Source organism: Frankia sp. CgMI4, from assembly GCF_001756285.1.
In the GTDB taxonomy this organism is placed as follows: Bacteria; Actinomycetota; Actinomycetes; order Frankiales; family Frankiaceae; genus Frankia; species Frankia casuarinae.
Window position 1 is genome coordinate 93,239 of record NZ_MAQZ01000002.1, and the last position, 19,953, is coordinate 113,191.

A 19,953-nucleotide genomic window follows, 5' to 3' on the forward strand; every position below is an offset into this window, starting at 1 on the left:
GGCTAGCCGATCATGGCGGTCACCGCGGCGAGGAGCCGCCAGGCAGCCGCCTTGTCGAGCGGCTCATTGCCATTTCCGCATTTGGGCGACTGGACGCACGACGGGCACCCCGCCGGGCACTCACACGCTTCGATCGCGTCCCGGGTCGCAGCCAGCCAGGCACCGATTCGGAGGAATCCCCGTTCAGCGAAACCCGCCCCGCCGGCGTGTCCGTCGTAGACGAAGACGCTGGTGCGTTCGGTGTCCGGATGGAGCGCGGTCGAGACACCGCCGATATCCCAACGGTCACAGGTCGCGAACAGCGGGAGCAGACCGATCGCCGCGTGTTCGGCGGCGTGGACGGCACCGGGGACATCCGCAGGCTCGATCGCGGCTCGGGCAAGCAGGTCGTCGGACAGCGTGTACCAGACGGCCCGGGTCCGCAGCTGACGCGGCGGCAGATCGAGAGGCTCCTGCCCGAGTACCTCGCCCGTYGCGATCAGCCGCCGCTGGTATCCGACGACCTGGCTGGTGACCTCGACCACGCCGAGGTGCACCTCCACGTCGGGCAGCACCCGGGATCGCGACGACTCCACCACCCTGATGTCGGTGTGGTCACGCGCGGTGGTCGTCCATTCCGGCGCCGACTCGCATACGAACGCGACGGATTCCTCGAGGTCGAGGTCCTCGACCACGAAGCTCGATCCCTGGTGGAGATAGACCGCGCCAGCGTGCACCGTCGTGTGCGAGGTCGCGGCGTCCACGGTGCCCAGAAGCCGACCGGTCCGCRCTTCGACGATGCGAACCGGTGGTCCTCCCGCCCCTCGGATGTCCACATCCGGCCGGGCCCGTTGCGTCCAGAACCAGCCCGTGGGCCGGCGGCGCAGCCGGCCTCGGCGGACCAGGTCGTTGACGGCGAACGCAGCGGTCGGTCCGAACAACGCCAGATCCGCCTCGGTCAGCGCCAGCTCGGCCGCGGCGCACTCCAGGTGCGGAGCGAGCACGTAGGGATTGTCGGGGTCGAAGACGCTGGCCTCCACCGGCCGTCCGAAGACGGCTTCGGGATGATGCACCAGGTAGGTGTCAAGCGGATCGTCCCGGGCGACCAGCACGGCCAGCGATCGCCGGCCATCCCGCCCGGCGCGTCCGGCCTGCTGCCAGAGCGAGGCGAGCGTGCCGGGAAAACCGGCGGTGACGGTGGCGTCCAGCCCGCTGATGTCCACCCCGAGCTCGAGTGCCGACGTCGCGGCCGCCCCGAGCAGGGCGCCCGAGCGGAGATCCTCCTCCAGGGCCCGTCGCTCCTCCGGCAGGTAGCCGGCCCGATACGCCGCCACCCGGTCGGCGAGGTCTGCGGCGATCCGACCGAGTTCGCGGCGGGCGGTCACCGCCACCACCTCGGCGGCCCGTCGCGAGCGGACAAAGACCAGGGTGCGCACACCGTCCGCGACGAGGTCCGTCAGCAGGTCCGCGGACTCGGCGGTCACCGACCGGCGGACGGGGGCGCCGTTCTCGCCCGGGCCGGGCGCGGAGGTCGGGTCCTCCCGGTCCGGCGAGCTCTGCCCGGTCGTGAGCAGCGGAGGTTCGTAGAGCACGAAGTCCAGTGGCCCCCGCGGAGATCCGTCAACGTCGACCACCTCGACCTCCACGCCGGTGAGCCGTGCGGCCGAGACCCCGGGATCGGCGACGGTCGCGGACGCGAGCAGGAACACCGGATCGGTCCCGTAGCGCGCGCAGATCCGCCGCAGCCGGCGGATCACCGCGGCCACGTGTGCGCCGAACACCCCTCGGTAGCCGTGGCACTCGTCGACGACGACGTAACGCAGGYCGCGCAGGAACTGGGTCCACCGCCGGTGGAAGGGCAGGATGCCACGGTGGAGCATGTCGGGGTTGGTCAGGACCAGGCCGGCATGCGCCCGGACCCAGTCCCGTTCGGCCGCCGGCGTGTCCCCGTCGAACGCGGCGGCCCGGATACCGGTGAGCCGCAGCGACCGCACGGCTCTGAGCTGGTCGTGGGCCAGCGCCTTCGTGGGCGCCAGGTAGAGTGCCCGGGCACCGGGCTCGGCGAGCAGCCGGGACAGCACCGGCATCAGATAGCCAAGCGACTTACCCGAGGCCGTGCCGGTCGCCAGCACCACGCTGCGCCCGGCGTATGCGGCCTCGGCGGCAGCCGCCTGGTGGCTCCAGGGGCTCGCGATCCCGGCGGCCGTCCACCGTCCCCGCAGGACCGGATCGATCCAGTCCGGCCATGGCGCCGGGCAGCCGTCCCGAGCCGGGACACGCTCGATGTGCGTCATGCACCGCGCTCGTCGCACGTCGCGGCGCAGCCCGGCAAGGACCGTGTCCGCGCCGTCGACATCCACCGGCGAGCCCACGACGATCGAGGATATGCGTCTCGACGCGGTCACGGCGCCCCTCAGCCGGACGAACCCCCCGAACATCGCCCTCTCGGGCCCCCGGGCCCCCGGGCCGGGGATCATCTCGGCGTGGCTACGGACAGCGAGGCCGATGACAAGACGACAGGCGGACCACGGAGTGTCCCCGCGGGACCAGCTGCGCCGAAACCGCCGATGCAGTCGGTCGACCCCCACACGAGCGCCAAGATCGGGGATACATTTCATCAGACGTCATCARCCGGCGATGCCGCAACACCGGACCCGCGATCTGTGTCGCGGCACACCGGATTGATCCTCCTCGTGGGAGGGTAATGGCGCCGTGATGTCGGTCGCCCGAAGCACGGGACGGCCGGAGGCACACAAGGAGGATCCGTGGACCTGTCCCTCACGACACGCCAGGAAGGCAACCACACGGTCGTGGTGGTGGGCGGCGAGATCGACGTCTACACCGCGCCGAAGCTTCGCGAGCAGCTCATCGATCTCGTGTCCGGGGGGTCATACCACCTCGTCGTCGACATGGAAGGCGTCGAGTTCCTCGATTCGACGGGCCTCGGGGTCCTCGTCGGCGGGCTCAAGCGGGTGCGTGCGCACGAGGGTTCGCTGCGTCTGGTCTGCACTCAGGAGCGCATCCTGAAGATTTTCCGGATCACCGGCCTGACCAAGGTCTTCCCCATCCACTCCTCCATCGAGGAAGCCCTTGCCGCCAGCGACTGAGCCGGACATCACTCTTTCGCGAAAGGCAGGCCCGCCGTATGCCCACCGTTGAGCTGCGGTTCGCTGCACTGAACGGGCACGTTCGTACCGCCAGGATGATCGCGACGGCGGTCAGCCGGCGCGCGGGAGTTCCGGTCAGCGCGGCCGACGAGATCAAACTTGCGGTGACGGAGGCATGCACCCGAGCGGTGCGCGTCAACCGCAGGCATGCGCCGCAGGCCCCGGTGCATGTCGCGCTCACCGATGGCGCCGATTCCTTCACCATCACGGTGGCCGACTGCGGCCGGACCGGAGACGAGGTCGCCCCCGGTCCGGACGGTGGCCTCGTCACCGCGACCACCCTGCTCGAACTCGGATCCGAGTCGACTCAGCCGCCGGGTTGGGCGGAACCRGCGGACGACGATCCCTCGGCGGACAACTCTGGTTTCCCACCGGGGCTCGGACTCGCCCTCATCGAGGGACTCGTCGACGAGATCGAGATCAGGCGTGGCCCCGACGGCGTGGGTACGGTTGTCGCGATGACCTGGCACACCGGCGCCACATCGGACCCCTGCGAATCCGCGGTGTAGGACCTCTCCGGTCTCCCTGCCTGGGCCCGGCGACTGTTCCAGCCTCCGACCGTGCCGCCATGTGCCCCGCGCCAGGTTCCGAAGGTGGGGCACATGGAACCTGACATGGAGGTGGAGCCACGGCGCCAGTCTGYCATGTCAGTAACAGCACGAGCGATCTTTTTATGCCGAATATTCCTGAATCGATCCGTTTCCGGATTATCGCCGGGGCGGTGAGAGGTACCCGAGAGCACGCGACCCGGGCCGCCGCTGCTGAAAAACGAGCGCACGTCACAGACGTGTGGATAGACTCCGCCGCATCTCATGGACGGCTGATCCAACCATCCGTGATTCCCTTGGTGCTCCCCGTGAGACCGGTCAGATGCTTGGAAATGGGAAGAACCGACCGATCTCGCCCAAAGCGCCGCCGGATGCGGCGCGTGGCCGTGACCGTCTCGATGCCGTGGCGACCGCCGAAAGGGCGCCCGAGAGCACCGGCACCCTCACGGAGGGCGCACAGAGCAGACCGGGAGGAGCCATGTCCTCGATCCAAGCCCTACAGGCCGAGGGCTCTGGAATTGACCTTAGCGGCAGAGCCCTCGGCCTGGTCGCCGGTGTGGCGATAGTCGCAGCCCTCGCATTGCTTGTTGCCGGTTATCTGGTTCGTGAGGTATTGGCGGCGAGTCCAGGCACCCCGAGGATGGTGGAGGTCGGCCGGGCGGTCCAGGAGGGCGCCGCCGCCTATCTCAGACGGCAGTTCACCACACTCGCGGGATTCGTCGTCGTCATCCCCTTCGTACTGCTGCTCCTGCCAGCCGAGAACACTGGAGCGAAGATCGGTCGGTCGATCTTCTTCGTGGTCGGTGCGATCTTCTCCGCGTTGGTCGGATTCGTCGGGATGTCGCTGGCGACCCGGGCCAACACCCGCACTGCCGCCGCCGCCATGACCCGAGGGGAACGAGCCGCCGTCCGCATCGCCTTCCGCACCGGGGGGGTGGTGGGGATGTTCACCGTCGGTCTCGGACTCCTGGGGGCGGCGGCCGTGGTCCTCGTCTTCCGGGACACCGCCCCCCAGGTCCTGGAGGGATTCGGATTCGGCGCCGCTCTGCTCGCGATGTTCATGCGAGTAGGCGGAGGGATCTTCACCAAGGCCGCCGATGTCGGGGCGGACCTGGTCGGCAAGGTGGAACAGGGGATTCCCGAGGATGATCCCCGCAACGCCGCGACGATCGCCGACAACGTCGGCGACAACGTCGGCGACTGCGCCGGCATGGCCGCCGACCTGTTCGAATCCTATGCGGTGACGCTCGTCGCGGCGCTGATTCTCGGGGTCGAGGCGTTCGGCGAACGCGGCCTGGTGTTCCCCCTGCTCATCCCGGCGGTCGGGGTTGTGACCGCGGTCATCGGAATCTTCGCGGTGTCGCCGCGGGCCGGTGACCGCACCGGAATGTCCGCCATCAACCGGGGTTTCTTCATCTCCGCGGTGGTGTCCGCGATCGGCGTCGTCGCCGTCTCACTGCTCTACCTCCCGACGAGCTTCGCCGATTTCCCCGGGATGCAGGGAAGCACCCAGTCCGGTAATCCACGAGTGATCGCGATCGGCGCGGTCCTGATCGGGATCGTGCTCGCCGCCGCCATTCAGCTGCTAACCGGGTATTTCACCGAGACCGGCCGCCGGCCGGTGCGGGACATCGCAAAGGCGTCGCTCACCGGACCAGCCACCAACATCCTCGCCGGAATCGGGGTGGGTCTGGAGTCGGCGGTCTATTCTTCGCTGCTCATCGGTGCCGCGATCTTTGGCGCCTACCTGCTCGGCTCCGGCAGCGTCACGATCGCGCTGTTCGCGGTGGCGCTGGCGGGGACCGGTCTGCTGACGACGGTKGGTGTCATCGTCTCGATGGACACCTTCGGGCCGGTGAGCGATAACGCACAGGGCATCGCCGAGATGTCCGGCGACATGGACGAGGCGGGTGCGGCCATCCTCACCTCGCTCGACGCCGTCGGCAACACCACCAAGGCGATCACGAAGGGCATCGCGATCGCCACCGCGGTGCTCGCCGCCTCGGCGCTGTTCGGCTCGTTCACCGACACCGTCACGACGGCTCTCCGCGACGCCGGAGCGCTGCCCGAGGCGGGTCGGGGCATCGTTGGCGGCCTGAACATCGCCTACCCCGACGCGCTGGTCGGGCTCACCATAGGTGCGTCCGTGGTCTTCCTGTTCTCCGGGCTCGCGATCAATGCGGTGGGCCGCGCGGCCGGGCGGGTCGTCCTGGAGGTACGCAACCAGTTCCGGTCCAGGCCTGGAATMATGACCGGCGACGAGAAGCCGGATTACAGTGCGGTCGTCGACATCTGCACCCGCGATTCGCTCCGCGAACTGATTACACCGGGAACGCTGGCGGTTCTCGCCCCAATCGCGGTCGGTTTCGGCCTGGGATACCCGCCACTCGGTGCGTTCCTCGGCGGCGCCATCGCCGGCGGCGTGCTGATGGCCGTGTTCCTCGCGAACTCCGGCGGGGCCTGGGATAACGCGAAGAAGATGGTCGAGGACGGCCACCACGGCGGAAAAGGCTCGGAGGTCCACGCGGCCACGGTGATCGGCGATACCGTGGGAGATCCATTCAAGGACACCGCCGGCCCTTCGATCAACCCGCTGCTCAAGGTGATGAATCTGGTCAGCCTGCTGATCGCTCCGACGGTCGTAAAGTACTCGGTGGGCGCGGACGAGAACACGGGGCTGCGCATCGGTGTCGCCCTCGCCRCCCTCGCCGCCATCGCAGCCGTGATCATCATCTCCAGACGACGGAGCTCAATGATCAACGATGTGCCCGATATGACACAACCGACACCGGCTCCCAGCGAGAAGATCAACGCCTGACCCACATCGCTCCGCCACCGCCGACCCCCGCGGCTCGCACGAGGCCACGCGGGTCGGCGGCGCTGTTTCACACCGATGGAACCTCGAGAACCGATGGAACCTCGGAATCGGGATCGGGTACCGCCCGTGGGCCGGGTGATGCGCCAGCGGACCATCCGTGCCACCCACGTCGGATCGGGGAAGCAGTGGGTGAGCGTCGGGCTACGGTCGCCATACCCGGACGGGAGGATCCGCGAGACGGAATGGCGGCGTACGGTGCTGCGAGGCACCGCTCTCACTCCGACGGCCGCCGCCCGCACGACCACCGTCCGCCGGACACCCGCGCCGCCCCCGCCAGATCCAGTAACGCGCTCCGCCTCCGCAACATCCGCCATGTTCGAGACCTACGCTCCGTAGAAGCAACCTACGCTTTCGCCCCACAGAGCACTAAAACGAGCACGTCGCACCGAGGAGAGAAGTGCCAGCGCGCACGAAGACGACGACACGGGCGACCGCGCGGTCATCCGCACCGGTCGCCGAGCCCACCGAGGCCGGGCTCCCGCCGGAGACCGGCTCGAGCGAGGCATCGGCCGACGTACCCGCCGGCGCCACCAGCCGGACGGCGAACGGGCGAACGGAGGCTGGCCATTCGGCGAACGGCTCAGGCGGAGCCACCGGCGCCCACGGCAGCCGCGCCACCGGCTCCGGCCCGGGCAACCGCCTGGTGATCGTGGAATCGCCGGCGAAGGCGAAGACGATCGCCGGCTATCTCGGTCCGGGGTGGCAGGTCGAATCCAGTATCGGGCACATCCGTGACCTCCCGCGCAGTGCCGCCGATGTCCCGGCCGCGCACAAGGGCAAGCCGTGGGCTCGGCTCGGCGTCGACGTCGACAACGACTTCGAACCGCTCTACATCGTGACRCCGGACAAGAAACCGCAGGTCAGCAAGCTCAAGGCGCTCGTGAAAGACGCCAGCGAGCTCTACCTCGCGACGGACGAGGACCGCGAGGGCGAGGCCATCGCCTGGCATCTGCTCCAGACACTGAAGCCGACGGTGCCGGTCAAGCGGATKGTGTTCCAYGAGATCACCCCCCAGGCGATCCAGCGGGCCGTCGACAATCCGCGCGATATCGACAAGAACCTGGTCAACGCTCAGGAAACGCGTCGCATCCTGGACCGTCTCTACGGCTACGAGGTCTCTCCCGTGCTGTGGAAGAAGGTCATGCCGAGGCTGTCGGCGGGCCGGGTCCAGAGCGTGGCGACCCGCATCCTGGTGGAGCGGGAACGTGCCCGGATGCGGTTCCACTCGGCGGAGTACTGGAACATCGAGGGCCTGTTCGGGGCGACCGTCGCCCGCCAGGCGTGGTCGGGCGCGGACGGCACACCGGGATCCGGGCCGGATGGACCCGGCGCCGGGTCCATCCGCGGCGACGGGGTCGAGAAGACCCCGCTCCCKGCAACCCTGATCGCCCTGAACGGCAACCGGATCGCGACGGGTCGTGACTTCTCCCCGACGGGGCAGCTCGTCTCCTCCGGGGTGACGCGGCTGGACGAGGCCACCGCCCGGTCGCTGGCCGAGCGGCTCGCCGACGCCGCATTCACGGTGCGCTCGGTGGAGACCAAGCCCTACCGCCGTTCGCCGTACCCACCGTTCATGACCTCGACGTTGCAGCAGGAGGCCGGCCGCAAACTGCGCTTCTCCAGCCAGCGCACGATGCAGGTGGCGCAGCGGCTGTACGAGAACGGCTACATCACCTACATGCGGACGGACTCGACGAACCTGTCCAAGACCGCCCTGACCGCGGCCCGCGCGCAGGCGGCGAGCCTGTACGGGCCGGAGTACGTGCCGGCACGCCCCCGCACGTACGCCAAGAAGGTCAAGAACGCGCAGGAGGCCCACGAGGCCATCCGACCCGCCGGGGACCACTTCCGGACCCCGGGTGAGGTTCGTGGCGAGCTCGACGTCGACTCCTACCGGCTCTACGAGCTGATCTGGCAGCGGACGGTGGCCAGCCAGATGGCGGACGCCCGCGGCACGAGCGCCACGATCCGGCTCGGCGCGACCTCGTCCGCTGGGGAGGACGCCGAGTTCTCGGCATCGGGGAAGGTCATCACCTTTCCCGGTTTCCTGCGCGCCTACGTCGAGGGCGCCGACGATCCAGACGCGGAACTGGAGGACCGGGAGCGGCGGCTGCCGGACGTACGGCAGGGCGACCCACTGACCACCCGCTCGCTGACCCCCCGCGGGCACACCACCAGTCCGCCGGCGCGCTTCACCGAGGCCAGCCTGGTCAAGACGCTCGAGGAGCTCGGGATCGGTCGGCCGTCCACCTACGCCTCGATCATCGGCACCATCCAGGACCGCGGCTACGTGTGGAAGAAGGGCTCGGCCCTGGTGCCGAGCTTCGTCGCGTTCGCCGTCGTCGGCCTGTTGGAGGACCACTTCACCCGGCTGGTCGACTACCGGTTCACCGCGACGATGGAGGACGACCTCGACGACATCGCCGCCGGCACGGCCGCCTCGACCGACTGGCTGACCCGCTTCTACTTCGGAACCGGCGACGGCACCGACCCGGCCGCCGACGGACTGAAGCACCTGGTCAATGAGCGGCTCGGAGAGATCGACGCCCGCGAGGTGAACTCGATCCCCCTCGGCGAGACCGACGACGGCACCCTGCTGGTCGTCCGGGTGGGCCGCTACGGCCCCTACGTCCAGCACGGGGAGCGCCGTGCCAGCGTGCCGGACGATCTCGCACCGGACGAACTCACCGTCGACAAAGCGCTGGGGCTGCTGGCCGCGCCCAGTGGCGACCGGATGCTGGGAATCGACCCGGCGTCGGGGGCGACCATCACGGCGAAGGCGGGTCGCTTCGGCCCCTACGTCACCACCGACACTGACCCGCCGCGCACGTCCAGTCTGCTGCGTGGCATGTCGTTGGAGACGCTGACCCTCGACGACGCCGTGCGGTTGCTCACCCTTCCGCGCATTCTGGGTGCGGGGGATGACGGGGAGGAGGTCACCGCCCAGAATGGCCGCTATGGCCCATACGTGAAGAAGGGTGCCGAAAGTCGGTCGTTRGAATCTGAGGATCAGTTGTTCACCGTGACCCTGGACGAGGCCTTGGCGCTGCTCTCCCAGCCCAAGGCCCGCGGTCGGCGCCAGGCCGCGCAGAGCCCGCCGCTGCGCGAGCTCGGGACCGACCCGGCCAGCGGCAAACCGATGGTGGTGCGGGAGGGCCGGTTCGGCCCCTACGTCACCGACGGTGAGACCAACRCCAGTCTGCGCAAGGGCGACACGGTCGAAACGATCACCGATGAGCGTGCCGCGGAGCTGCTGGCAGACCGTCGGGCCCGCGGACCGGCCACCGCGAAGCGTCCTGCCCGGGGCACCGCGAAAGCCGGCACCGCCAAGACCGGCCCGAAAACCACCAAGGCCAAGCCGGGTACGGCGAAGTCCGGCACCGCGAAGTCCGGCACCGCGAAGTCCGGCACCGCGAAGTCCGGCACCGCGAAGACCGGCACCGCGAAGACCGGCACCGCGAAGACCGGCACCACCAGGTCCAAGACCGCCCGGACGGTGACGGACGACGGCGGCGGCTCCGATGGCTCCGATGACTCCGGTAGCTCGTCGTCCAGTGGCACCCGCCGGACGGACTGATGGCGCTGCCGATCGGTAGGAGCCCTGGAGAACCTGGAGAAGCGGACGCGCCCCGGGTGGTTTCCGAGGTTACGGCGTTCACCATCGGCGACACGGAGACCACATCTGGTAACGCAGAGTCGTCCAATGTGACCGGCAGGTCCACCACCCCGGTCGAGACGTCCGGAGGAGACCCTGTGGCCACCGACCATGCAGCCGGATCTCGGGACGCCGGGCGGCGCCCACCCTGGCCCGTCCGGCGACCGCGGGTCCGCCGCTCGCCGAGCAGGCATCCGGTGACGACGGTTCCCTCGCCGCCAATGCCGTCCACCATCGCCGCCGGAGGCGACAGCGACATCCGGGCCGTCCTGCGGATCCCCGCGTTCCGCCGGATGTGGATTCAGCTCAGCCTGTCCAGCCTGGGTGACTGGATGGGTCTGCTGGCAACCACCGCACTGGTGACCCAGCTCCAGGAGAGCTTCTCCGGGCAGGCGTACGCCATCGGCTCGCTGCTGATCGTCCGGTTGATGCCGGCCCTGATCCTGGGCCCACTCGCCGGTGCCCTCGCCGACAGGCTGGACCGCCGGCTGACCATGGTCGTGACGGACGTCATGCGGTTCGGGCTGTTCATGTCGATCCCGATCATCGGGACGCTCAAGTGGCTGCTCATCGCATCGTTCCTGGTGGAGGCGGTCACCCTGGTGTGGGCGCCGGCGAAGGACGCGAGCGTCCCGCACCTGGTGCCCAAGGAGCGGCTCGCGRCCGCCAACACCCTCAGTCTGATCATGACCTACGGCACGGCCCCGATCGCCGCGACGATCTTCACGATGCTTGCGACGATCTCACGGACGCTCGGCTCCAGCGTGTCGTTCTTCCATGACTCCTCGGTCGACCTCGCGTTGTACTTCAACGCGGCGACGTTCCTCGGCTCGGCAATCGTGATCTGGGGACTGAAGGGCATCGGACGGGCCGCGCGGCCGGAGACCGGCCCCGAGCCCGGGTTCTTGGCCTCCATCACCGAGGGATGGCGCTACGTCGGCCAGGACAAACTGGTCCGCGGACTCGTCGTGGGCATCCTGGGCGGGTTCGCCGGCGCCGGCTGCGTCATCGCCCTCGGCCGGCTCTACGTCGAGATCCTGGGCGGCGGCGACTCCGCGTACGGGGTGCTCTTCGGCGCGGTGTTCGTCGGCCTCGCCGCCGGCATGGCCGCCGGTCCCAAGCTGCTCGGCGACTACAGTCGGACCCGCCTGTTCGGCGTCTGCGTGACCGGGGCGGGTATCACCCTGGTGATCGTCGCGATCATCCCGAACCTGGTCATCGCCTGCATCCTCGTGGTCGCGGTGGGGGCGTTCGCCGGCGTGGCCTGGGTGACCGGATACACCCTGCTCCAGGCCGAGGTCTCCGACGAGCTGCGGGGGCGCACCTTCGCCCTGGTGCAGTCGCTGGTCCGCATCGACCTGCTGCTCGTGCTCGCCGCCGCGCCCGGCCTGGTTGGCCTCATCGGCTCGCACAGGATCCATCTGTGGGGCGACATCAACGTCCGCGCGGACGGCGTCACCGCGGTCCTGCTCGCCGGCGGTCTGCTCGCCGTCGCGGTCGGCCTGTTCTCCTATCGGCAGATGGACGACCCGACCGGAGCCGCGGTCTGGCCCGAGCTGTGGAACGCGCTGCGCGGCCGGCGGCCGGCGGCCACACGTCCCCGCCGCACCGGCCTGTTCATCGCGATCGAGGGCATCGATGGCGCCGGCAAGAGCACACAGGTGGAGCTGCTACGAACGTGGCTCGCCTCCTCCGGCCGGGAGGTGGTGGTGACCTCCGAATCCGGCGGCACCGCACTGGGAACGGGCCTGCGAGAACTGCTCCTCGACCCGACGGTACGGCTGCACCCCCGGACCGAGGCGCTGCTGACCGCGGCGGACCGCGCCGAACACGTCGCGCAGGTGATCGAACCCGCGCTGGCCCGGGGAGCGATCGTCATCACCGATCGTTACGTCGACTCGTTCATCGCCTTCCAGAGCGTGAGCCAGGCCCTCAGCACCGACGAGCTGTCCGTCCTCACCCAGTGGGCGACGCACGCGCTGCTTCCCGACGTCACGGTCCTGTTGGATCTGCCGGCCGAGATCGTCCTGCGCCGCGCGCGGATGACCGCGTATCCTGATCCGCCGCCGGGGCCGCCGGGGCCGCCGGACGGCCCGGCCGAGGCGGACGACGCCGGGAAGTTGACCTTCCAGGGCCGGGTACGCGACACGTTCCGTCGGCTGGCGCAGAAGGAGCCCGATCGTTACCTTCCGCTAGACGCGACGCGGTCACCGGAGGAGATCCACGCCGAGATCCGCTCGTTCATGGCCAGCCGCATCGATCGGCCAGCCGTCCTGCTCGGTGTGCTCTGACCGACGCGCTCCGGACCGGCGTGGCTCGGGGATGATGGCCCGGTGACGGTCTGGGAGACGCTTGTCGGGCAGGACGCGGTGGTCGCGGCGCTGAGCGCCGCGGCGTCCGCCGCGAGTGCCGGGCTCGCGAGTGGAGGCGGCGCGCCGGCTGCCGCCCGTGCCGGGATGACGCACTCGTGGCTGTTCACCGGACCCGCCGGGGCAGGTCACCAGGACGCGGCGCGCGCCTTCGCCGCAAGCCTCACCTGCGAGAACGAGCCGCCGGGCTGCGGCGAGTGCACCGGCTGCCACACCGTGCTCACCGACACGGCCACCGATCTGCGAACCGTGCAACCGGAGGGGCTCTCGCTCGGTGTGAAGGACGTGCGCGCGCTGGTACGCGACGCCGCCAGCGCCCCGACGGCCGGCCGCTGGCGCATCCTGCTGATCACCGATGCGGACCGGCTCACCGAGGCCGCGGCGAACGCCCTGCTGAAGGYCCTCGAGGAGCCGGCGGATCGGGCGGTGTTCCTGCTCTGCGCCCCCTCCGTGGAGGACGTGCTGCCCACCATCCGTTCCCGCTGCCGGACGGTCGCGCTACGGCTGCCCTCGGCCACGGACGTCCGCGACGCGCTGGTTCGCGAGGGAGTCAACGAGCAGGTCGCCGAGACGGCGGCGCGGGCTTCCCAGGGTCATCTGGCCCTGGCGCGCCGGCTCGCCTCGGATGAGCGGGTCCGGGCCAACCGGGCGGCGGTGTTGCGTATCCCGGCCCGGCTCGGCCGGGTCGGTGACTGCCTGGCCGCGGCGGCCGATCTGGTGAGCGCGGCGAACGCCGACGCGGAGGCCGCGAATGCGGAACGCGACGAGGTRGAGACCGAGGCGCTGAAAACCGCGCTCGGCGTCGGTGCCACGGCGGTCGGCGGGAAGTCCAGGTCCGCGCGGGCCCCGAAGGCGGGGGCCAAGGGCCGGACGATGGTGGTGCGGGGTGCCGCGGGGGCGCTCAAGGAGCTGGAGCGGACCCAGAAGAGCCGAGGTCGCCGCACCGTCCTCGATGCGCTGGATCGGGCCCTGGTGGACCTCGCGGGGCTGTACCGGGATGTCCTGGTCCWACAGCTCGGCGCCGGTGTCGACGCGATTCATCCTGATCACTGCGTCGAGGCCGCCGGATACGCCGCGGCCTGCACTCCGGAACAGACACTGCGCCGGCTGGAGGCTGTCCTCGCGACCCGGGCGTCACTGGCCAGAAATCCCGGCCTCGTCCCACTGCTCGCGGTGGAGTCGCTCACCCTCGCGCTGCGCGACACCTGACAACCGGCGACCGGCGACCGGCGGTGGGGACGAACCGGCGTAATGGCCTGTCTGGGCGGAAGGCCGGGCATATCCTGATCGCGACGCGGACATGCCCTTCGACCAGGTCCGCCCGGGCGGGACCCGGCGGGCGCAGGGAGGTGACCGGTCGGATGCCGATGATGTGCGCGGTGGCGTTCTCCCCACGGGGCAAGCTCTACTATGCCGATCCTGGTTCCTGCAGCCCCCGGGTCGGCGACCGGGTGCTCGTCCCCACCGAGGAGGGCCCCGAGGTCGCCACCTGCATGTGGGCGCCCCAGTGGGTCAGCGACGACATCGGCGACCTGCCGGTGCTCGTCGGGATGGCCGACGCGTCCGACATCCAGCGCGAGCAGGTCTCCCGGCGCCGACGCGCCCGGGCGCGTGTCGCGGCCCGCCGCCTGGCCCGTGAGCATGACCTGCCGATGAAGATCGTCGGTGTTGACCACGTGATGGCCACCGGCGGCTACACGGTCTACTTCAGCGCGGAAGGCCGCGTCGACTTCCGTGAACTGGTGCGGGATCTCAACCGGACGCTGGTGGCGCGGGTCCAGCTGCGGCAACTGTCCGCCCGCGACAGCGCCCGGGTCCAGGGCGGGATCGGTTCCTGCGGCCGCGACCTGTGCTGCGCCACTTTTCTCAACGACTTTGAGCCGGTGAGCCTGCGGATGGCCAAGGAGCAGAACCTCGCCCTCAATCCGATGCGCATCAGCGGGGCATGCGGCCGGCTGATGTGCTGCCTGCGTTACGAACATCCCCTCTACGAGGAGTTCGCCGAAGCCGTGCCCGCGGTCGGAGACCGGGCGACGACCCCACACGGTGCGGGCCGGGTCGTGCGGCACGATGTTCCGCGTCAGCAGGTGGTCGTGGTTCTCGACGGCGGGGGCCGGACCTCGTGCGACCGCGCGGATGTCTGCGCCTCCCGGCGGGTCCACGACACCGCCCACCCCGGTGGCTTGGCGGGATGCTCCCCCCCGGGCAGCACCTCTACAGCCGGCGGGGAAACGACGACAGGAGGGGAAACGACGACAGGAGGGGAAACGATGGCCCTGCGGGAAGGACGTCACGGGTCGAAGCGGTAGCCCATCCCGCGCAGGGTCGTGACCAGCCGGCGCTGCGGTGGACGACCCTCGACCTTGGTTCGTACCCGCCGGACGTGCTCGGTGACGGTGGCGGGGTCCTGGAACCGCGTGCCCCACACCTGCTCGAGGAGTTCCTCCCGGCTGAAGACCCGCCGAGGATGCCGGGCGAGGAAGGCCAGCAGCTCGTACTCGCGCGCGGTCAGATCGATGCGCTCCCCGGCGACGGCGACCTCGCGGGCCCGCAGGTCGATGGAGACGTCTCCGTAGACGAGCGGGTCGCTGCCGTCCCCGGTGCGCTGCGGCGGCGGTTCCGCCGGCCGTCGGCGAAGCCGGGCGCGCACCCTGGCCACCAGTTCTCGCAGCGAGTAGGGCTTCACGACGTAGTCGTCCGCGCCCAACTCGAGGCCGACCACCCGGTCGACCTCCTCGGCCCGCCCGGTGAGCATGATCACCGGAACCTCGCTGGTCTGGCGGAGGCGGCTCAGGACGGCGAAGCCGTCCATCCTGGGCATCGCGACATCCAGCACCACCAGATCGATCTCGGTGGTCTGGAAGAGCCGAAGAGCGGCCTCGCCGTCCGCGGCCTCCAGCACCCGATAACCGAATCTCTCCAGGCTGCGCGCAAGTGCTATGCGAGATGCCTCATCGTCCTCAGCGACGAGGAGCGAGGCTCCTCGCGTCGTCGCTGCTGGTGCAGCGTCTCCGGCCCCGGTCATGGTGCGAAACCCTACGCATCCTCATCGGAACCACTGCGACCGGGGGTGGCGATTTACGGTGTTGCAGCACCCAAAACTAACTAAATGTGACATAAAGAAGATAATTTGCCGACTCAGGGCCATTTTGACGACATAGCACATCCCTCGCCATGACAGCCTGAGACGGAGGCATTCCAGACCGTGCCCGCCACTGGTGGCATCACCGTGGACGGCTGGGATCCGGGGCGACGGCGGGCATCTCGGCCCGCGAACAGCCACCGAACCACCGCCGGGTCGAGCCCGCCCACGCATCTGGCATACTCGACCCGGGCCAGTGCGGTCCTGGCCGTTCGCCGGAGTAGCTCAGTGGCAGAGCAATCGCCTCGTAAGCGATAGGTCGCGGGTTCAATCCCCGCCTCCGRCTCACTCCCCGATTCCGCTCGCACGATCATTACGCGCCAGGTAACCGTCATAGCCGGCACGTCCGGCCCGGCGGCGGGCCGGCTCCCGCCCCGGGCCCATCCCGTGGGTTCCTGAACCTGTCCCACCCCGCTTGGGACGTGGGACAGGTCGTCACGGATACCACAAGCCGGACGGAGGGATCAGGCCGACCTGGGTTCGGCCTCCTGGTCGTGCCCGTCCGCCTCCGCGGCCTCCGCCTCGCGCAGCCGCTTGATGGACGCCAGGATCTCCCGCTCAGCCTCCTTGCGGTCCACCCAGGATGCGCCCTCCACCGACTTACCGGGCTCGAGGTCCTTGTAGACCTCGAAGAAGTGCTGGATCTCCAACCGGTCGAACTCCGGCAGGTGCCGCAGATCCCRCAGGTGCTCCTGCCGGACGTCGGCCACCGGCACGCAGAGAACCTTGTCGTCCGGCCCCTTCTCGTCGGTCATCTCGAACATGCCGATCGTCCGGCACCGCACCAGGCAGCCCGGGAACRTCGGCTCCTCCAGCAGGACGAGGGCGTCCAGCGGATCACCGTCGCGCCCGAGGGTTCCCTCGATGAACCCGTAGTCCGACGGGTAGTGGGTGGAGGTGAACAGCATCCGGTCAAGCCGGATACGGCCGGTGTGGTGATCCATCTCGTACTTGTTGCRCTGCCCCTTGGGGATCTYGATGGTCACATCGAACTCAAGGTCCACTCCGCTCCCTGTCTCCTTCGTCTTCGCCCGGTCCGCACCGGAGCGATCGCCGTTTGTCACATGGTGCTCGTTCGAGCCGTACCGTGCTCGTGGCGCAGTACGTCGTGCTCGTGCCGTACGTCGTGCTCGTGGCGCAGTACGTCGTGCTCGTGCCGTACGTCGTGCTCTGCCAGGCGGTGGACGTGCTCCGCCCGGGGCGCGGGCCACCCACCCCAGTGACCACAACGAGGCGTCACACCCACGACGGCGCACCTAGTGTCGCGGACGCYGCCTCCCACCCGAACCACTCCCACCCGAACCGCACCGGCACCACCACGTTTCCACCGCCGGATCTCCCGGGCACCGAAACCATGCTGGGCACCGGCGACACGCCCGGTGGGGCCTTCTTCGTACCAGTGCCGCCCGCCGACACGACACCTCCGGTGTCCCGTCGCACCCCCGGTGTCCCGTCGCGGCGGGACACCGCCGGGCAGGCCGGCGGCGACGGATCCGGGTTCACCCGCCGCGCCGTCGCCGACCGCCCGCTGGTTGCGTAGTGTCGGTGAGTGACGTCAGCCGCACCGGTCGCCCGGGTAGGGGGGCTCACCGCCCTGGCCGGCGCGCTGCTCGCCGGGTCCCTGTCCGTCGGTCCCACCACCGGATCAGCCGCGGAACTCGCCGGCAGCGGGTCCGACCGCGCGGGCGCTGCGGTGCTCGGCGGTCTCGATTCGGCCGCGCCGATCCCGCAGCCCGCGGCGGTGGCGGCCCGCCTCGCCGGCCCGCTGGGTGATCCCGTTCTGGCGCGGCCCGCGGCCTTCGTCATAGACGCACAGTCGGGTCGGGTGCTCCTCGACGTCCGGTCCCGCATCCCCGTGGCACCGGCCTCCACGTTGAAAACCGCGGTCGCCACGGCCGCGTTGACCACCTTCCCCGACGACCGGCTGCGGACCACCGTGGTCTACAGCCCGCCCGCGGGCGGGAACGCCCGCACATCAGGCGGAACACTGTGGCTCGTCGGCGGCGGAGATCCGACCCTGACCGCCTCCACCGCGCCCGGCGGCTATCCGGCTCTGGCCCGGCTGAGCGATCTCGCCGCTCAGGTCCGGGCCGCGGGTATCACCTCGGCGGCTCGGGTGATCGGCGATGGAGGGCTGTTCGTCGGTCCGGACCGGGCACCGGGATGGCGCGACAACTACGTGACCGACGGGGACGTCGCCCCGGTCTCGGCGCTGGAGGTCGACGCCGGACGGTCGGCACCGGAAGCCGTCGGACCGCGCAGCCCCACCCCGGCCGCCGCCGCGACCACGGCCTTCGCCGCGGCGCTCATGACCGCCGGAGTATCCGTCGGATCGGTGGCCAYCGGCCCGGCGGACCCGGCCGCACAACGGGTCGCGGCGGTCTACAGCCCGCCGGTGCGGGTCTTGGTCGAACGCATGCTCACCCAGTCAGACAACGATCTCGCCGAGAGCCTGGGACGGCTCGTCGCCCATCGGAGGGGCCTGCCCGCCTCGTTCACCGGCGCCACCCGCGCGGTGAGGGACGTCCTCGCCGAGGCGGGCCTCCCCGTCGCAGGGATGGCACTGGCCGACGTGAGCGGCCTGTCCATCGCAAACCTGATCATGCCCATGACCCTTGTGGCCATCCTGCGCGCCGCCGTCCTCCCCGGTCGGCCGGCGCTGCGCACCATTCTCACGGGGCTGCCGGTAGCCGGGTTCTCCGGTACGCTAGGTGACCGCTACACCACTGGCGACACCGCCATCGGAGCGGGTGACGTCCGGGCGAAGACCGGCACTCTGCACAACGTCAGCAGCCTCGCGGGCCAGCTCGTCGACGCGGACGGCAGGCTGCTCCTCTTCGCGTTCCTCTCGCCCGCCGAGGAGGCGGGCAGCACCAAGGCCGCCCTCGACCGGGCAGCCGCGGCGCTCACCGGCTGCGGATGCACCCCGGCCCGGTCGACGACCGTGGCGATCCCACCGGCAGCATCGCGCCCACCGACCTGAGCAGGACCGTCGGCGCCCCGGCGCGTCCCATCCCGTTCTCGGCACGGTTCATGATCGGACCCAGACGACGGGCGAGCCCGGTACGCTCGGATTCGTGGACGCCGAGCTGGTCGACTGGGAACTCGCCGTGACGACGGCGAGGAAACTGGTTCGCCCCGGCCCGCAGATCTCGCGGGAGCAGGCCGGCGAGGTCGTCTCGGAGCTGCGGCGACTGGCCGTCGAGGCCGAGCGGCACGTCGAGGACTACACCCGGCTCACTCCCGCCGGGCCGGCCACCCCCATCACCGTGGTGGACCGGCTGGAGTGGGTCCGCTCCAACGTCGCCGGTCTGCGGGTGCTGACCTCCCCGTTGCTGGGCAAACTGTCCGAACAGCAGCGCGGCAACCTCGCCGCGGCGGTCGGTCGGCGGGTCACCGGGGTCCAGATCGGCACAGCCTTGGCCTATCTGGCCGGCAAGGTGCTGGGCCAGTACGAGGTCTTCCTCCCGCCGGAGGAGTACCAGGCCGGGAGGGACGATCCGGGTCCGCCCGACGTGCCGGGGTCGGTCGGGCGCCTCAGCCTGGTCGCGCCGAACATCGCGCACRCCGAGGCGGCCATGGGGGTCGTGCCGCGAGACTTCCGGATGTGGGTATGCCTGCACGAGCAGACCCATCGCAGTCAGTTCACCGCCGTGCCGTGGCTGCGGACCCACCTGGAGTCCGAGATCACCGCGTTCATTGAGGCCACGGACCTCGATCCGGACGTCCTCGCGGACCGCGTCCGCTCGGCGATGAGCGCGCTGCGCGGGGCGGTGTTCGACCGGGAGGCCGACAGCCCGAGCGTCGTGGAGGCGCTGCAGACCCCGGCCCAGCGAGCGGTTCTCGACCGCCTCCAGGCCATCATGACGTTGTTGGAGGGCCACGCCGACCAGGTGATGGACGCGGTGGGGCCGAAGATCGTACCCACCGTCGCCGACATCCGGACGAAGTTCGAGGGTCGCCGCGGCGGGGGATCGCCGATCGACCGGTTCGTCCGCCGGCTCCTCGGTCTCGATCTCAAGCTGCAGCAGTACCGCCAGGGCGGGGCGTTCGTGCGTGCGGTGGTCGCGCAGGCCGGGGTGACGGGTTTCAACACCGTCTGGGAGTCACCGGCGGCGCTGCCGACCCGCGCCGAGCTGGTCGATCCCACCGCCTGGATGCAACGGGTCCTGGGCAGCCGCCCGCCGATCTCGGCGTGAGCACCATGGTCGTCGG

The 19,953-nt window shown here is 70.3% G+C and carries 13 protein-coding genes and 1 tRNA gene; 11 read left to right on the plus strand and 3 right to left on the minus strand.

The window, feature by feature from the left end; genetic code table 11:
* Nucleotides 1-2: 2 nt before the first annotated feature.
* Nucleotides 3-2,273, minus strand: a complete 2,271-nt coding sequence (locus Manayef4_RS00430; RefSeq protein WP_349257416.1) for a DEAD/DEAH box helicase — start codon at nucleotides 2,271-2,273, stop codon at nucleotides 3-5.
* 471 nt (nucleotides 2,274-2,744) lie between these two features.
* Between Manayef4_RS00430 and Manayef4_RS00435 the strand changes: the two genes are divergently transcribed.
* The 7 genes from Manayef4_RS00435 to ricT all read left to right on the plus strand — a co-directional run bounded on the left by Manayef4_RS00435 (nucleotide 2,745) and on the right by ricT (nucleotide 14,905).
* Nucleotides 2,745-3,086: an STAS domain-containing protein gene (locus Manayef4_RS00435; RefSeq protein WP_011438656.1), complete on the plus strand. Its 342-nt coding sequence runs from the start codon at nucleotides 2,745-2,747 to the stop codon at nucleotides 3,084-3,086.
* A gap of 38 nt (nucleotides 3,087-3,124) precedes the next feature.
* Nucleotides 3,125-3,655: an ATP-binding protein gene (locus tag Manayef4_RS00440; protein WP_011438657.1), complete on the plus strand. Its 531-nt coding sequence runs from the start codon at nucleotides 3,125-3,127 to the stop codon at nucleotides 3,653-3,655.
* A 517-nt stretch (nucleotides 3,656-4,172) separates the two neighbouring features.
* On the plus strand, nucleotides 4,173-6,512 hold the full coding sequence (locus Manayef4_RS00445) for a sodium-translocating pyrophosphatase (RefSeq protein WP_070130328.1): 2,340 nt from the start codon (nucleotides 4,173-4,175) through the stop codon (nucleotides 6,510-6,512).
* 457 nt (nucleotides 6,513-6,969) lie between these two features.
* Nucleotides 6,970-10,149 carry a type I DNA topoisomerase gene (topA, locus tag Manayef4_RS00450; protein ID WP_070130244.1) on the plus strand — a complete coding sequence of 1,060 codons (3,180 nt, stop codon included), beginning with the start codon at nucleotides 6,970-6,972 and terminating at the stop codon, nucleotides 10,147-10,149.
* Between the two features lie 299 nt (nucleotides 10,150-10,448).
* Nucleotides 10,449-12,518: a dTMP kinase gene (gene tmk / locus Manayef4_RS00455; RefSeq protein ID WP_349257417.1), complete on the plus strand. Its 2,070-nt coding sequence runs from the start codon at nucleotides 10,449-10,451 to the stop codon at nucleotides 12,516-12,518.
* Nucleotides 12,519-12,560: 42 nt separating this feature from the next.
* Nucleotides 12,561-13,805, plus strand: coding sequence for a DNA polymerase III subunit delta' (locus Manayef4_RS00460; protein ID WP_070130245.1), 1,245 nt, complete (start codon nucleotides 12,561-12,563; stop codon nucleotides 13,803-13,805).
* A 152-nt stretch (nucleotides 13,806-13,957) separates the two neighbouring features.
* Nucleotides 13,958-14,905, plus strand: a complete 948-nt coding sequence (ricT, locus tag Manayef4_RS00465) for a regulatory iron-sulfur-containing complex subunit RicT (protein ID WP_070130246.1) — start codon at nucleotides 13,958-13,960, stop codon at nucleotides 14,903-14,905.
* Here ricT and Manayef4_RS00470 read toward each other — a convergent pair.
* Nucleotides 14,887-15,621, minus strand: a complete 735-nt coding sequence (locus Manayef4_RS00470; RefSeq protein WP_011438663.1) for a response regulator transcription factor — start codon at nucleotides 15,619-15,621, stop codon at nucleotides 14,887-14,889. The genes ricT and Manayef4_RS00470 overlap by 19 nt on opposite strands.
* Before the next feature lie 331 nt (nucleotides 15,622-15,952).
* Here Manayef4_RS00470 and Manayef4_RS00475 point away from each other — a divergent pair.
* Nucleotides 15,953-16,024, plus strand: a tRNA-Thr gene (locus Manayef4_RS00475).
* A 178-nt stretch (nucleotides 16,025-16,202) separates the two neighbouring features.
* Here Manayef4_RS00475 and Manayef4_RS00480 read toward each other — a convergent pair.
* A complete protein-coding gene (locus Manayef4_RS00480; protein ID WP_070130247.1) occupies nucleotides 16,203-16,742 on the minus strand; it encodes an inorganic diphosphatase in 540 nt (179 codons plus the stop codon).
* A gap of 83 nt (nucleotides 16,743-16,825) precedes the next feature.
* On the opposite strand from Manayef4_RS00480, the gene Manayef4_RS23695 reads away from it, so the two are divergent.
* The 3 genes from Manayef4_RS23695 to Manayef4_RS00495 all read left to right on the plus strand — a co-directional run bounded on the left by Manayef4_RS23695 (nucleotide 16,826) and on the right by Manayef4_RS00495 (nucleotide 19,937).
* Nucleotides 16,826-17,278: a hypothetical protein gene (locus Manayef4_RS23695; RefSeq protein WP_023840733.1), complete on the plus strand. Its 453-nt coding sequence runs from the start codon at nucleotides 16,826-16,828 to the stop codon at nucleotides 17,276-17,278.
* Nucleotides 17,279-17,287: 9 nt separating this feature from the next.
* The gene (gene dacB / locus Manayef4_RS00490) at nucleotides 17,288-18,721 is read left to right on the plus strand and encodes a D-alanyl-D-alanine carboxypeptidase/D-alanyl-D-alanine-endopeptidase (protein ID WP_070130248.1); all 1,434 of its coding nucleotides are present in this window, start codon (nucleotides 17,288-17,290) and stop codon (nucleotides 18,719-18,721) included.
* A gap of 94 nt (nucleotides 18,722-18,815) precedes the next feature.
* Nucleotides 18,816-19,937 (plus strand): zinc-dependent metalloprotease, encoded by a 1,122-nt coding sequence (locus Manayef4_RS00495; protein ID WP_070130249.1) that lies wholly within the window; start codon nucleotides 18,816-18,818, stop codon nucleotides 19,935-19,937.
* Nucleotides 19,938-19,953: the final 16 nt, after the last annotated feature.

Coding starts and splice junctions, on each gene's coding strand:
- ricT (WP_070130246.1), top strand. CDS start 13,958: ATGCCGATGATGTGCGCGGTGGCGTTCTCCCCACGGGGCAAGCTCTAC.
- Manayef4_RS00470 (WP_011438663.1), bottom strand. CDS start 15,621: ATGACCGGGGCCGGAGACGCTGCACCAGCAGCGACGACGCGAGGAGCC.